This window comes from Shinella sp. OV683 (assembly GCF_057787725.1).
The window spans coordinates 967,190-981,053 of sequence record NZ_CM173543.1 but is presented as its reverse complement, the minus strand read 5'-3'; the positions used below and the strand labels follow the sequence as shown (position 1 = coordinate 981,053).

Genomic DNA, 13,864 nt, shown 5'->3' with positions numbered 1-13,864 from the left:
TGGGAGAAAAGTGATGATACTCAAGGGCGGCTGCCACTGCGGCGGCACAAAGTTCGAAGTCACCGAGGCACCGCAGACCGTCACGCGCTGCACCTGCAGCATCTGCTCCAAACGCGGCGCGCTCTGGGCGTACTATGATCTTGCGCAATTCACCCTGCTGACACCGCGCGAAAACATCGCCACCTATCGCTGGCAGTCCAAGCTGGTCGGTCACAATTTCTGCCCGGTCTGTGGTTGCGGGACGTTCACGGAGACCCCCGACTGGTCGACAGGCGAGGCCAATCTCGACAATCCCCGCGTCTCGATCAACGCCCATCTCTTCGACGATTTCGACTTGCAGGCCGTGCCCGTCGTGGTGATCGACGGCAAAAATCTCTGGTAGATCGGACAACCCTTGCCGCGAGCGCGAAATCCCGGACGTCATCGACCGGGACGTCGAGAAGCGCTATTGCCGCCGCTTGCGCCCGGTTATCATCGCCCGGACCAGGTTCTCCCTATGCTCCAGACTGGCGAAGACGACGCCCGCGATGTGCAGGACGATCAGTCCGATAGTCATGTAGACCGCCGTCTTGTGAACGGTCTCCACCCACTCCTCGCCCCAGTAGGCATCCGTCGTCATCATGTAACCGGTCATGACGATGGTCGAGATCATCAGCAACAGTGCCACCACCATCATGCCGCCGGCCGGATTGTGGCCGATATAGCGTCTTGCGCGCATTTTCACGCTGTCGCCCATGAAACGCAGGACGGTAGCGGGATGATAGATGAAGCTGGAAAAGCGTGCGTGGCGCGATCCCAAGATGCCCCAGATGATGCGAACCGCGAGAAGGCCGATGATGACGTAGCCGGAATAGATATGGGCTTGCTTCCACTCGTCGCCGGTGAAGAAAGAAAACGTGAAGAGTCCGACCAGTGACCAGTGAAAGATCCTGACGACAGGATCCCACACTTTTATCATTGGAGCCACCATCATGGGGGCCGCCGAAGCGACCTCCCCGCTATCGGCGTCGTCTACAGCAGCCATCACTCACCTTCCTCGTTGCCGACGACCACGCCGGTTTCCGGGTTGAAGAGCTGCTCCACCTTGGCGCCCTTGGCATCGATCGCGTAGACTTCGTAGCAGCTGCCCTCGACCTTGATCTTGCGCACGTCGTAGCCCATGGCCTTGGCCTTCTCCTTCAGGGCGTCCTTGCTCATCCATTTTTCCTGCGGGACATTGCCGCAATCGTGGGTATCTTCGGCGTGGGCGAGACCTGCGAAGGCGGTAGTGAGGATGGTGGCAGCGAGAATGATCGTCTTCATGTGGAATGCTCCTTGTGATGAACCGACAGGCTTGATTGCCCAATCCGTTGACCGCACAATAGAGGCGGGCGACTGACAACCACCTGACGCGCTTTGTCAGCTATCCGTCATCTTCGGGAGACTATGCTGTCATCATGCGCAAATTCCTCGAGCTTTCCAGACTGGCGACCATGGCTCTTTGCCTGGGCCTGCTGGTGAATGCCGGTATGGCGCGCGCCGACGACGATGGCGACACCGTTGACTACGACCGGATCCGCAAGGCGGTTCAGGACGGCAAGTTGCTGCCGCTCGCAACGATCAAGGCAGAGGTCGAGGCCCGCTGGCCGGGCGAGATCGTCGGCGTATCGATCAGCCGCGAACACGGTTTGACCCTCTATGAGCTCCGCATCCTCAACGCTGGGGGTCGATTGATCGAGGTCGAGGTCAACGCCGCCGATGGTGCCATTGTCGAAGTCGAGAACGAGTGATGCGCATCCTGTTGATTGAAGACGATCCGATGATCGCGCGCGATGTCACTCTCTATCTCGAAAAATCCGGCTATCTCGTGTCGCACGAAACCAATGGCGAGGACGGCTGGTTTGCTGGCGACAGCGAAGACTTCGCAGCCGCCATTCTCGATCTCGGCCTGCCGGGCATGGATGGGCTCAACGTGCTGAAGCGCTGGCGGGCCGCAGGACGGGAACTGCCCGTCATCATTCTTACCGCACGCGGCAACTGGGAGGAACGCGTCGAGGGCATCGATGCCGGCGCCGACGACTACCTCGCCAAGCCCTTCCGCATGCAGGAACTGCTGGCGCGGCTGAGGGCCGTGCTACGGCGCTACGCCGGCCACGGCAACCCCGTCCTTTCCAGCGGCCCCGTCAGCATCGACACCCGGGGCAAGGTCGTCAGCGCCGAGGGCTTGCCGGTCGAACTGACGCCGCTCGAATTCCGCTGCGTGATGATCCTGATGTTGAACAAGGCCCGCCCGGTATCCCAGCTGGAACTGACCGAACAGTTGTACGCCCAGGATTTCGAGCGCGAGAGCAATTCCGTGGAAGTTCTCATCGGGCGGCTACGCAAGAAACTCGGCAAGGATTCGATCCTCACCAAGCGCGGCTTCGGCTATCAGATCGCCCCGGACGAGGCACAATGATTTCCATCCGCACGCGCTTTATCATCGTCTCCCTGATCAGCGTCACAACAGCGCTTTCGCTCGCCTCTTGGTTTCTGGTCGCGCTGTTCGCCGACAACTACGAAAAACGCATCGACACCGAATTGACGAGCCATATCAACCGATTGGCCGGGGCGCTGGAGTTTACCCCAGAGGGAAGCCTGAAGACGCCTGAAAGCCCCGCCGACAATCGCTTCTACAAGGCCTATGGCGGCCTTTACTGGCAGATCGACGACGCCGCGCGGCATGCAGAGCTGCGCTCCCCTTCTCTCTTCGACTACGCCCTGCCGCTACCGGCCGACAGGCACGCCGTCGGCGCCATCCACCGCTACCATCTCAAGGGTCCCGAAGGCGGCGACGTCATCGTCCAGGAACGCGTGCTGCAGCTTGCAGCGCCCGGCGGGCCGCGTACCATCCGCATAGCCGTCGCCATCGACGCCTCGGTGCTCGACAACGCCAAAGGCGATTTCACCCGTGCGATCATCCCCTATGTCGCCGCACTGGCAGTTTTCCTGGTGGCGATGTCGGTGGCGCAACTGATGATCGGTCTGAGGCCCCTGTCGACGATTGCCAGCGACCTCGACGACGTTCGCGAACGCCGCAGCCAGACATTGCCGGGAACATATCCGCGAGAGCTTTCCGGGCTCGTCGGCCAATTGAACCGGTTGCTCCTGGCGCAGGCGAGCGCCATCGACAAGGCACGCACCCGCGCCAGCGATCTCGCGCACGGCCTGAAGACGCCGCTGACCATCCTGTCCAACAACGCCCAGAAGCTCGAGGACAAGGGCGAGACTGAAATGGCCAGCGAACTCGATCACCTGGCCCGTCAGATGCTGGCGCATGTCAACCACGAACTTGCCCGCGCCAGGATCGCGCATTCACCGGAACAGAGGCGATCCGACGCCGATGCGCCGAAGCTAGTCGCCGACCTGATCCGGACGCTAAAGCGCACGGAAGACGGCGAACGGCTGGATTGGGTCACCGACGTGCCGCAGACGCTCATGCTCCCGCTTGATCCCAACGACTTTCGCGAGCTGATCGGCAATCTGCTGGAAAACGCATCGAAATGGGCGCGTGTGCGCGTCAGTGTCACCGCATCCGCGGACCAGCACGGATGGCAGATCGTCATTGTCGATGACGGTCCGGGCGTGGCCGAAGACAAGCTCAGCCAGTTGACGACCCGTGGCCTGCGTCTCGACCACCAGAGGCCCGGCTCCGGGCTTGGGCTCGCCATCGTCCAGGAGATCGCCACAGTCTACGGCATTGGCCTTCACCTCGAGAACGAAGCGCAGGGCGGCCTTCGCGTGACGCTGAGCGGAGACCTGACCTCCTGATCTCGTGGGCAACGGTGGCGACCTCGCCGCCGCCTTTCGCACTTGCGAAACAAACCACTTGACTTTCTACACCAAATGAACGACACCGCGCTCAGCTTTCCCCTCAAGGGCGCCGCGTGAGCTGCCCGTGCGACACACACTCGCAAGTAACAGGATAAAGCGCGGTGAATGTGATGCCTGTTTTGGAACGGGCTAGGACGCGCCGGAAAGCATTTTTCATAAACAAGCAAGTTCCCAAATCACGCGGGGTACTTGGGCCAGACAAACCGGAAAGCAATGATGCTTTTCCGGCAAAGCTGTTTGGCACCCCGAAAGGCAATTGAATTGACCAGCTTTGATACGCTTGGACTCTCCAAGCATACTTTGCCCACACTTGAAGCCAACAACTTCACCACCGCCACACCCATCCAGGCTGAGGCCATCCCGCATTTGCTCGAAGGCCGCGACATGGTCGGCCTCGCCCAGACCGGCACCGGCAAGACCCTCGCTTTCGGCCTGCCGATCGTCGAGATGCTCTTGAAGGAAGGCGCCCGCCCCGAGCCGAAGGCTGCCCGTGCGCTGATCCTCGCTCCCACCCGCGAACTGGTAAACCAGATCGCCGAAAGCCTGCTGGCTTTCACTCGCAAGACTCCGCTCAAGATCACCAGCGTCGTCGGTGGCGCATCGATCAACAAGCAGATGCAGATCGTCGGTCGCGGCATCGACATCCTCGTTGCTACGCCGGGTCGCCTGCTCGACTTGTGCGAACGTCGCGCCCTGACCCTGACCCACACCCGTTACCTCGTTCTCGACGAAGCCGACCAGATGCTGGATCTCGGCTTCATCCATGATCTCCGCAAGATCGTGAAGATGGTGCCGAAGCGCCGCCAGACCATGCTGTTCTCCGCAACCATGCCGGCTGCAATCGCCGATATCGCAGAGAACTACATGGAAAATCCCGTCCAGGTTTCCGTCACGCCTCCGGGCAAGGCCGCCGACAAGGTTGAGCAGCAGGTGCATTTCGTTCTCGGACGCGACCACAAGACCGTACTTCTCAAGGAATTGCTGCGCGCCAACCCGGACAGCCTGTCGCTGGTTTTTGCGAAGACCAAGCACGGCGCCGAAAAGCTGATGACGCATCTGGCCCATTCCGGCTTCAAGGCGGCCTCGATCCACGGCAACAAGAGCCAGGGCCAGCGCGACCGCGCCCTCAAGGGCTTCCGTGACGGCGAAGTCCGCGTGCTCGTCGCCACCGACGTTGCCGCACGCGGCATCGACGTCCCCGGCGTCAGCCACGTCTTCAACTTCGACCTGCCGAATGTCGCTGAATCCTACGTCCACCGCATCGGCCGCACCGCGCGTGCTGGCCGCGAAGGCGTCGGCATCGCATTCTGCGGTCCGGAAGATGTCAAGCTGCTGTTCGACATCGAAAAGCTGATGGGCATCGCCATTCCCGTCGCCTCCGGCGAACGCCCGGAATGGATGGGCAAGAAGGCCAAGACCGGCGGCGAAGGCCACCGCGGCCAGCGCGAAACCAGCCGTGGTCCCCGCGAACAGCGCGAACGTCAGGAACAGCATGCTGCCCGTGGACCTCGCGAAGAACGCCAGCCGCGCGAACCCCGCGAACGCTCGAGCTTTGCCGAAGTCGAAGAACTCAACGGCGGCGAATTCCGTCCGGTGCGCACCGAAGGCCGTGGCGAACGCCGTCCGGAAGGCCGCACCGGCGAACAGCGTCGCGAACGTCCTGCTCATGGTGATCGCCCGGCGCGCAGCGAACGTCCGGCACAGGGCGAGCGCCCTGCCCATGGCGAGCGTCGCCCGCATGGCGACGCCGCTGCTGCCGGTCACAAGCCGCATGCACCGAACCGCCACACCCCTGCCCGCCACGCCGGCTTTGCCGACGACCGCAACCTGATCGGTGGCGAGGCTTCGCAGGAAGCACGTCCGGCCCGCAAGCCGCAAGGCGAAGGCGCCCGCAAGCCGTTCCACGGTGGCAACCGCAGCGACAACCGTCCGGGCTCCGGCGGCCAGCGCCGCAAGGCCAATGGCGGCAATCGCCAGGGCTGATCGTCAGATCATCGAATAGACGGAGGGCGGCCATCGAGTCGCCCTTTTTCGTGTCCGCGATAAGTCTCGAAGCTGCTCGCCATCGCGCAGCCTATGCCGGATTTTCAAGGGCATTCCGGTAGATGCTCGGCAATAACTTCGGGCGTTTTCAATCTTTTCATAAACTTTGAACGATAATAGATAACAATGAGTATTGTTTCCCGATCCTGACGCACAGGCAGAGGTAAGATCTTGTTTTCGCATGAACAGTTGCACTCGATCCTTTCCACCCTTCCAGATCCGGCATTCATTCTAACCCGCAGTGGTCGCTATGCGGCATTGTTCGGTGGTACGGATGATCGCTATTATCATGACGGCAGCAGCCTGGTTGGGCAGAGCACGTTCGATGTCCTTCACCATGACAAGGCAAGCTGGTTCTCCGAGCAGATTGGCAAGGCGCTTGAGACAGGAACGCTGCTTATCGTCGAATACACGCTCAGCGGCAGCGACGTGAAAGGTCTGGACGCCACCGGGCCGGATCATCCCATATGGTTCGAAGGCCGGGTACAGGCCCTCGACTTCCAGGTCGAGGGTGAAGATGCCGTGGTTTGGGTCGCAAGCAACATCACCGAGAAAAATGCGGTCGAGATGCAACTGCGCGAGCAGAGCCAGACGGATTCTCTCACTGGCCTGTTCAACAGGCGAAAACTGCTGGAAGCTCTAAATGCTCGTCACGAACTGTTTTCGGGCGAACATCTACCGACCACCGCACTGATGTTCGACATCGACAATTTCAAGCACATCAACGATCAACTTGGCCACCAGACAGGCGATAATGTCCTGAGAGCAATCAGCGACGTTTGCCGACAGCAGATCGGCGCAACCGGTTTTCTTGCGCGCCTTGGCGGGGACGAATTCGTGGTCCTGCTGCCCGGCTCGACTTGCGAGGACGCTGAACCCATGGCGAACCTGCTGCGGCTTCGGGTCGCGTTGCATCTCAAGGACACGATGGGCATCGCGGCGTCGATCAGCGGAGGTCTCAGCGAATTCCAGCCAGCCGATGCTTCGGCCGAAGATGTGCTGACGCGGGCTGACTACGCACTCTATGAATCGAAGCGCAACGGACGGAACCGGATCACGGTGACCAGATCCGCACACGCTGCATCGCCGATGGCCGCGGCCGGCTGATAGAGCGGCCTAGCCACCCATCGCGATGTCGTAGAGCAGCTTGACATTCAGCGCCGCGATGAACACCGCGATGAAATAGGCGACCACTGATAGCCAGCGTGGCGAGACGAGTTCGCCCATCTTGGCCTTGCTGGCGGTAAACATCACGAGCGGAAAGACTGCGAAGGAAAGCTGCAGCGACAGCACCACCTGCGACAGGATCAACAGTTTGCCGGTACCGCTTTCGCCGTACCAGATGGTGACGATGGAAGCAGGCACGATGGCGATGGCGCGGGTGACCAGCCGCCGCGCCCAGGGCGGAATGCGGAACTGCAGGAAGCCTTCCATAACAATCTGGCCGGCCAGCGTCGCCGTCACGGTCGAGTTGATGCCGCAGGCGAGAAGCGCGATGCCGAACAGGGTCGGCGCCACCGCAAAGCCCAGCAGAGGCGCGAGCAGCGATTGCGCCTCGCCGAGTTCGGCCACCTCGGTGCGCCCCGTCGTATGAAACGCCGCCGCGGCCAGGATCAGGATCGAGGCATTGATCAGCAGCGCAAACATCAGCGCCACGGTCGAGTCGATCGTCGCAAAGGTCAATGCCTGCTTCTTCTCCGCGATCGTATCGCCGAAATCGCGGGTCAGCACGATGCCGGAATGCAGGTAGAGATTATGCGGCATGACCGTCGCGCCGAGGATGCCGAGCGCCAGATAAAGCATTTCCGGATTCTTGAGGATTTCGACGGTCGGCGCAAAGCCGCGGATCACATCGCCCCAGACCGGATCGGCCATGAAGATCTGCACACTGAAGCAGACGGCGATGACGCCAAGCAACCCGATGACGAAGGCCTCGATCCAGCGAAAGCCAAGCTTCTGCAGATAGAGGATCAGAAACACATCGAGCGCGGTGATGATGACGCCGATTTCCAGTGGAATGCCGAAAATCAGGTTGAGGCCGATCGCCGTGCCGATGACTTCGGCAATGTCGGTGGCGATGATCGCCAGTTCGGCCATGGCCCAAAGCATCCAGGCAACAGGCTTGGGAAACGCGTCGCGGCAGGCCTGCGCGAGATCACGACCTGAGGCGATTGCCAGCCGGGCGGTCAGCGATTGCAGGATGATGGCGATGATGTTGGAGATTAGTGCGACGGTCAGAAGGGTGTAGCCGAACTTCGAGCCGCCGGCGAGCGACGTCGCCCAGTTGCCGGGGTCCATGTAGCCCACGGCCACCATATAACCGGGGCCGATAAACGCCGCCATCTTGCGGAACTTGGATGCATTCTTGTCGACGACAATGGAGCGGTGGACTTCCGAAAGCGGTGCTTCACCCCGATCACCTCGCCATCCCCCCTTGCGCCAATTCACATTTGCATCCATGCCACAGTCAACTTTCTGCTATTGAGAATTATTCTCAATTTAGACAAAGAACGGCAATTGACAAGGGCCGGATGTGATTTTGTCGAAAAAGTTGCTGCGCAAGAAATCCTCGATCGGCCTCTTGCCAAACCGGGCAATGCCCTTCCATATCTCTGCTCTATCTGCGCTTGTACTGCCGATGAGAGCGAAATGATTGATTTCCTGACACATTACTGGCCGCACATCCTGGCAGCGATATCAGTGGTCACCGGCACCGTGGCCACCATCCATGCGGCGATGACCAAGGAAGACGTGCGTGCCGCCACAGGTTGGGTCGGCGTCATCCTGCTCTCGCCTATCCTGGGCGCCTTCATCTATATGATTGCCGGCATCAATCGTATTCGTCATGAGGCCCTCGCGACAAAGCGCGGCGCGCGGCGCGGCCTGCTCTCGCCTGCCGATTCCCATGTGCTGGGCCGCGACGACATCGCCGAGCTTTATGGGCGGCACTACATGGCGCTCAACCGGCTGGGCGATAGCATCACCCGCTTCTTCATGACCACCGGCAATTCGATCGACCTGCTCGAAACCGGCGACGAAACCTATGCTGAAATGTGCGAGGCGATCGACGGCGCCCAGAAAAGCATCATCGTCGAGAGCTACATCTTCGACCACGACCAGATCGGTTTGCGCATCGCCGACAAGCTGATCGCGGCGCATCGGCGTGGCGTCGAGGTGCGGGTGCTGATCGACGCTGTCGGCGCACGCTATTCGACGCCGAGCATCGTCGGCTATTTCGGTGAGGCCGGCGTGCCGGTCGATGCCTTCAACGGCAATGTCATCAAGGGGCTGCGACTGCCCTATGCAAACCTCCGCACCCACCGCAAGATCATCGTCGTTGATGGGGCAATCGCTTTCACCGGTGGCATGAACATCCGCGAGGCATTCACCGCGGAATTTGCCGGCGAGGAGGCGAGCCATGACACCCACTTCAAGCTCACCGGTCCCGTTGTCCGCGACCTGCAGACCGTCGCCATCGAGGATTGGCATTTCGCCTCACGCGAAAAGCCGGATTTCCCGTCCCCGGATGATATCTATCCCGATGAGCCAGCCACGCCTCGCTACATCCGCGTTGTCTCCTCCGGGCCGGATGCGGGTCTCGAGACCAATCACAAGATGCTGATGGGCGCGCTGTCGATCGCGCAAAGCAATGTGCGTGTTATGTCGCCCTATTTCCTGCCCGATCGCGAGTTGATCAGTGCCATGGTGACGGCGGCGCGGCGCGGCGTCGAGATCGATATCCTTGTGCCGAAGAACAACAATCTGCGCCTCGTCGATCGCGCCATGACTGCGCAGTTCGATCAGATGCTCAAATACGGTTGCCGCATCTGGCGCGTCGGCGGCGCGTTCAACCATTCCAAGCTGATGACCATCGACGGCGCCTGGTCCTATGTCGGCACCAGCAATCTCGATCCACGCTCGCTGCGTTTGAATTTCGAGGTCGATCTCGAAATACTGGATTGGGATTTTGCGGCCGAGATCGAGAGGCGCATCGGTGTGGCGATGAGCAATGCCGAACAGGTGACGCTGGAAAACTGGCGCAACCGGCCTTTCTATATCAGAATCCTGGAAAAGGTGGTCTGGCTCGGTTCGCCCTATTTGTGAACCGGGCGGCGATACGTTAAAGATGAGAAGAAACGAGACAATATGATCCTTTCAGCCATCCGCAACCTGCGCGCAAGGCCAAGCGCCGCTCCCGTCACAGAGCGGCAGCAGGGGCAGCTTATCGTCGCCTCCTACAACATCCACAAATGCGTCGGCACCGATGGCAAACGCGATCCCGACCGTATTGTCCAGGTCATCAAGGAAATCGGTCCGGATATCATCGCGCTGCAGGAGGTCGATACGCGCTTCGGCGAGCGCAAGGGCCTGCTGAACCTGCAGCGGTTGGACCATGATTGCGGCTTGGTACCGGTGCAGCTTTCCCGCGTTTCCGCCGCCCATGGCTGGCACGGCAATATCGTGCTGGTGCGCAAGGACATGGTCAGCGCGGTGCATGAATTTCACTTGCCGGGGCTTGAGCCGCGCGGCGCCCTGCTGGCCGACATCGATATCGCCGAAGGTGTGGGCCTGCGCATCATCGCCGCGCATTTCGGCTTGTTGAAGCGCTCGCGAGAGCAACAGGCGCGCGCGATCATCGAGGTGATGCGGCAGCGCAAAGCGCGGCCGACATTGTTGCTGGGCGACCTCAATGAATGGCGGGTTGGCGCCAAATCCTCGCTGAACATGCTGCGCACCCATTTCGGGTGGCAGGCCCCGGTCGCGAGTTTCCCCTCACGCCTACCCTTCCTGGCGCTCGACCGCATCATCCCCAATCGAGAAGGGCTGATCGATGCGGTCAGCGCGCATGATTCACCGCTTGCCCGCATGGCCTCGGATCATCTGCCGATCAAGACGATGCTTCTGCCGCAAACCGCTTAGGAGTTCGACGTCGCCTCGGCGAGAGCCATCTCGGGCTGCGGCTTGCGTCCGGCCAGCCAGACGCCGAACACGACGATGACCGTGCCGGCGATCATCCATGGCCCCAGGGGTTCACCGAGAAACAGCCAGGACTCGATCGCCACCGTGGGCGGCATGAGATAGATCAGCGAGGCGGCGCGCGACACCTGCCCTCTGCGGATCATGTAAAGCAATAGCGCCACGGCACCCATCGACAGCGCAAACACCGACCATGCCATCGTCAGCCACAGCTCGGCACTCGAATGGTCGAAGCGCGGCGCCTCGACGAAGAGCGCCAGAACGAACACCACGGAGAATGCGCCGATATACTGAAGCACCGCCGTCGTGCGCATGTCACCGCCGATGATGAAGCGCTTCTGGTAGAGCGTGCCGAACACCGCGCCGAACATGGCCATGACGTTGATGGCGATCGGCCACGCCTGGGTGGCAACGGAGCCAGCCTCCATGCCCTGAAAGCTCGGGACCAGAGCGGTGAGGATGCCGGCAAAACCGAGGACAAGACCCATGACCTGGGTGGCGCTCAACCGCTCGCCGATGAGCATGGGCGCCAGCGCTGCGGTCAACAGCGGCTGCAGGGCCGCGATGACGCCGGAAACCGAGGCCGGCACACCATTGAAGATCGCCCACCACACGCCGCCCAGATAGATGCCATGCAGTAATAGGCCGGACATGAAACCGTGAAACATGAAGATCGGGCTGCGCGGCCAGCGCGCGCCAGCCAGGACGCTGAAGGCGGCAAAAGCCAACGCGGCAAGCGCAAAGCGGACAGACAGGAACACTTCCGCCGTCGCATGCCGGCTGCCATAGACGGGCGCGATCCAGCCCGAAGACCACAGGAGAACAAAAAGGGCCGGCGCAATGCGCTCAAGTTTCACAATAAGACTCCGGGGGAAATTCGGCAGGATTTGTTCGCAGACAGCGCGATAGCCCAATGATTGCGCCGGGACAAGCAGGCCACGCGCCAGATCAGGTCGGATTTGCTAATAAACTGGAATACTCAAAACCCGAACAGCGGCTGCAGCATCCGCGCCAGCCAGCCATGCGGCTTCATCATGCCATCGATCGCGGCAATGCAGATGCATTCGCCATCGGCCTCCACAATCGGCTGATGTTCGGTGTCCTCGCCTTCCTCGTCGAGGTCGCCGGGACCGTAGCGCCCCCCGCCGTCGCGATAGGCTCCCTTGAGGATCAGGGTGAGTTCCGTGCCTGTGTGTCCATGCATCGGCAGCGCCTTGCCGGCACCGACGCGCAGCAGGACCACATTGAAGTTGGGATCCTCCGGCACCTCCACGCGGGCATAGCGCATGCCTGGCGCAATCATCCGCCATTTGCCGATCATGCGGTGGGCGAGCGGAGCCGGAAGGTCGATGCCCATATCAAGCCGGCTGTGATCCTGCGCGTGGGAAAGTTCTTCCTTGTCAGGATCGTCGAGACGCGCGAGCGTCCGCTCAAACAGATCAGGCGCAAGCGGAGCCATGGGCTGCTCATCAAGCAGCGCTCCACCAAGACTCTCATAAACCGCCAAGCGTTCGCTGCTGCCGTTCGACATTGCCAGATGGCTGGCCACCACCAATGCCGGGGCAGCACTCAGCCGTCCCGCCGCATAGGCGAGCAACAACTCATCGCTGGCATTGTGCGTGGTCGTCATCAATGTTCTTCCATGATCTGTCTAAGCCGCTGCAAGGCAAGCCGCACGCGCGACTTCACCGTTCCCAGCGGAATGCCGAGCGAACGGGCGATCTCGGCCTGCGGATTGTCTCCGTAAAACGACATGCGGATCACGGCCGCCTGCTCGACCGGCAATTTCCCGAGGGCGACCCGGATCGCGGCCTCATTCTGGCGCACGATCAGCACTTCTTCCGCCAATGGATCCGGATCGGGCTCTTCCGTGGCCTCTTCGGCTGGTTGGGGGGCGATCCTCGCAGTCCTGCGACGGCGGTCTATGCCACAATTGCGGGCGATCGTAAAAATCCAGGTGGAAACGCCGGCCTTGGCTGGATCAAAACTCTCGGCTTTGCGCCAGAGGTTGAGCATGGTTTCCTGAACCAGGTCTTCGCATTCGATATCCGAAAACCCTTGCTTGACGAGAAACGACTTCAAACGTGGTCCATAAAAACGGAACAGGGTAGCGAAAGCCTGCTTGTCGCGGCTTTCGGCCACTTGCCTGAGAAGCAGTTGCAACTCCTCCGGCGGAGACAGATTTTCCCTGTCGCCCGCTACGGCCATATGCGACGCCTTGAAGAGCCGCCGGCCGGACAATCCCGGAGATGTGTGCCTGTCGCCATTCATGCCTCATGTTACGCTCAGCGGCGGTCACTGGATCAGAGTGACACGCCTTGCGCCGGTCATTTCATAAAACAGTGATAGAGAGATTTCCATCCCGCAATCCCGCCACATTGCGTCTATTGCTCGACTCTTGCGTTCCTGATCGCGTCGGAGAGCATGGTCCGCAATACCGACCGGTAGATATCCACCAGCCCTCCCCCACTAATCTCCAACGCGGCTCGATCGAATGCGGCTGCCAGCAAGTCCGCCTGCGCGCGGATCCTGATGTCGGCCGGCCGGCCGATTGCGGCGGCAAGCCCCTCGACCAGAGTCGCCGCTGAACTTTCGCGATCGATGTCATCCATGGCTTTACGTCCCAGAATGACAGGACCTTCGATCAACAGCAGGCGCGTCCGCCCCGGCTCGGCCATTGCGTCCAGATAGGCGTCCGTGCCGATTTCGAGCGCCAGAAGCGGATCCTCTATGTCGGCGGTTCGGCTGATAATTTCATCCGCCACCGCTTTTTCCTCCCGACGGATCACGGCCTCGAACAAATCAGCCTTGTCTGCAAAATGGTGATAGAGTGCCCCTCTTGTCACCGCTGCCGCAGCGACGATCTCCGGCGTACCGGTCGCGGCATAGCCAGCCTTCACGAACAACTCCCTGCCCGCCTTAATGAGCGCGTCGCGCGTCTGCTGGCTCCGATCCACATTGCTGCGTCTTGTCTTCTCTTGCATACATACAG

At 61.0% G+C, this 13,864-nt stretch carries 15 protein-coding genes; 8 read left to right on the top strand and 7 right to left on the bottom strand.

What is annotated here, in order from left to right:
* Positions 1 to 13 precede the first annotated feature (13 nt).
* Positions 14 to 382, top strand: a complete 369-nt coding sequence (locus ACXHRN_RS04780) for a GFA family protein (RefSeq protein WP_488640196.1) — start codon at positions 14 to 16, stop codon at positions 380 to 382.
* A gap of 63 nt (positions 383 to 445) precedes the next feature.
* On the opposite strand, the gene ACXHRN_RS04775 is transcribed toward ACXHRN_RS04780, so the two are convergent.
* Together ACXHRN_RS04775 and ACXHRN_RS04770 are read right to left on the bottom strand one after the other, a co-directional pair.
* Positions 446 to 973, bottom strand: a complete 528-nt coding sequence (locus ACXHRN_RS04775) for a cytochrome b/b6 domain-containing protein (protein WP_488641829.1) — start codon at positions 971 to 973, stop codon at positions 446 to 448.
* Positions 974 to 1,023: 50 nt separating this feature from the next.
* Entirely contained in the window at positions 1,024 to 1,302 is a 279-nt protein-coding gene (locus ACXHRN_RS04770) for a PepSY domain-containing protein (protein ID WP_488640195.1), read from the bottom strand.
* Positions 1,303 to 1,436: 134 nt separating this feature from the next.
* Here ACXHRN_RS04770 and ACXHRN_RS04765 point away from each other — a divergent pair, with 134 nt between their 5' ends.
* From ACXHRN_RS04765 to ACXHRN_RS04745, 5 genes are all read left to right on the top strand, one after another.
* Positions 1,437 to 1,769, top strand: coding sequence for a PepSY domain-containing protein (locus ACXHRN_RS04765; protein WP_488640194.1), 333 nt, complete (start codon positions 1,437 to 1,439; stop codon positions 1,767 to 1,769).
* Positions 1,769 to 2,437: a response regulator transcription factor gene (locus ACXHRN_RS04760; RefSeq protein WP_488640193.1), complete on the top strand. Its 669-nt coding sequence runs from the start codon at positions 1,769 to 1,771 to the stop codon at positions 2,435 to 2,437. Before ACXHRN_RS04765 ends, ACXHRN_RS04760 begins: the two co-directional genes overlap by 1 nt.
* Positions 2,434 to 3,789, top strand: a complete 1,356-nt coding sequence (locus ACXHRN_RS04755; RefSeq protein ID WP_488640192.1) for a sensor histidine kinase — start codon at positions 2,434 to 2,436, stop codon at positions 3,787 to 3,789. Before ACXHRN_RS04760 ends, ACXHRN_RS04755 begins: the two co-directional genes overlap by 4 nt.
* 276 nt (positions 3,790 to 4,065) lie before the next feature.
* On the top strand, positions 4,066 to 5,835 hold the full coding sequence (locus tag ACXHRN_RS04750) for a DEAD/DEAH box helicase (RefSeq protein WP_488640191.1): 1,770 nt from the start codon (positions 4,066 to 4,068) through the stop codon (positions 5,833 to 5,835).
* Between the two features lie 231 nt (positions 5,836 to 6,066).
* On the top strand, positions 6,067 to 7,002 hold the full coding sequence (locus tag ACXHRN_RS04745) for a GGDEF domain-containing protein (protein ID WP_488640190.1): 936 nt from the start codon (positions 6,067 to 6,069) through the stop codon (positions 7,000 to 7,002).
* A gap of 9 nt (positions 7,003 to 7,011) precedes the next feature.
* Here ACXHRN_RS04745 and ACXHRN_RS04740 read toward each other — a convergent pair whose 3' ends face one another.
* On the bottom strand, positions 7,012 to 8,343 hold the full coding sequence (locus ACXHRN_RS04740; protein WP_488640189.1) for an Nramp family divalent metal transporter: 1,332 nt from the start codon (positions 8,341 to 8,343) through the stop codon (positions 7,012 to 7,014).
* Positions 8,344 to 8,544: 201 nt separating this feature from the next.
* On the opposite strand from ACXHRN_RS04740, the gene cls reads away from it, so the two are divergent.
* Both cls and ACXHRN_RS04730 read left to right on the top strand, forming a co-directional pair.
* Complete coding sequence (gene cls / locus ACXHRN_RS04735; protein WP_488640188.1) at positions 8,545 to 9,999, top strand: cardiolipin synthase; 1,455 nt, start codon at positions 8,545 to 8,547, stop codon at positions 9,997 to 9,999.
* A gap of 42 nt (positions 10,000 to 10,041) precedes the next feature.
* Entirely contained in the window at positions 10,042 to 10,815 is a 774-nt protein-coding gene (locus ACXHRN_RS04730) for an endonuclease/exonuclease/phosphatase family protein (RefSeq protein ID WP_488640187.1), read from the top strand.
* Here ACXHRN_RS04730 and ACXHRN_RS04725 read toward each other — a convergent pair.
* The 4 genes from ACXHRN_RS04725 to ACXHRN_RS04710 all read right to left on the bottom strand — a co-directional run bounded on the left by ACXHRN_RS04725 (position 10,812) and on the right by ACXHRN_RS04710 (position 13,856).
* Positions 10,812 to 11,729, bottom strand: coding sequence for a DMT family transporter (locus tag ACXHRN_RS04725; RefSeq protein ID WP_488640186.1), 918 nt, complete (start codon positions 11,727 to 11,729; stop codon positions 10,812 to 10,814). The two genes, ACXHRN_RS04730 and ACXHRN_RS04725, sit on opposite strands and share 4 nt — an antisense overlap.
* Before the next feature lie 122 nt (positions 11,730 to 11,851).
* Positions 11,852 to 12,502 carry a ChrR family anti-sigma-E factor gene (locus ACXHRN_RS04720; protein ID WP_488640185.1) on the bottom strand — a complete coding sequence of 217 codons (651 nt, stop codon included), beginning with the start codon at positions 12,500 to 12,502 and terminating at the stop codon, positions 11,852 to 11,854.
* Positions 12,502 to 13,080, bottom strand: a complete 579-nt coding sequence (locus ACXHRN_RS04715; protein WP_488640184.1) for a sigma-70 family RNA polymerase sigma factor — start codon at positions 13,078 to 13,080, stop codon at positions 12,502 to 12,504. Before ACXHRN_RS04715 ends, ACXHRN_RS04720 begins: the two co-directional genes overlap by 1 nt.
* Positions 13,081 to 13,256: 176 nt before the next feature.
* The gene (locus ACXHRN_RS04710; RefSeq protein WP_488640183.1) at positions 13,257 to 13,856 is read right to left on the bottom strand and encodes a TetR/AcrR family transcriptional regulator; all 600 of its coding nucleotides are present in this window, start codon (positions 13,854 to 13,856) and stop codon (positions 13,257 to 13,259) included.
* Positions 13,857 to 13,864: the final 8 nt, after the last annotated feature.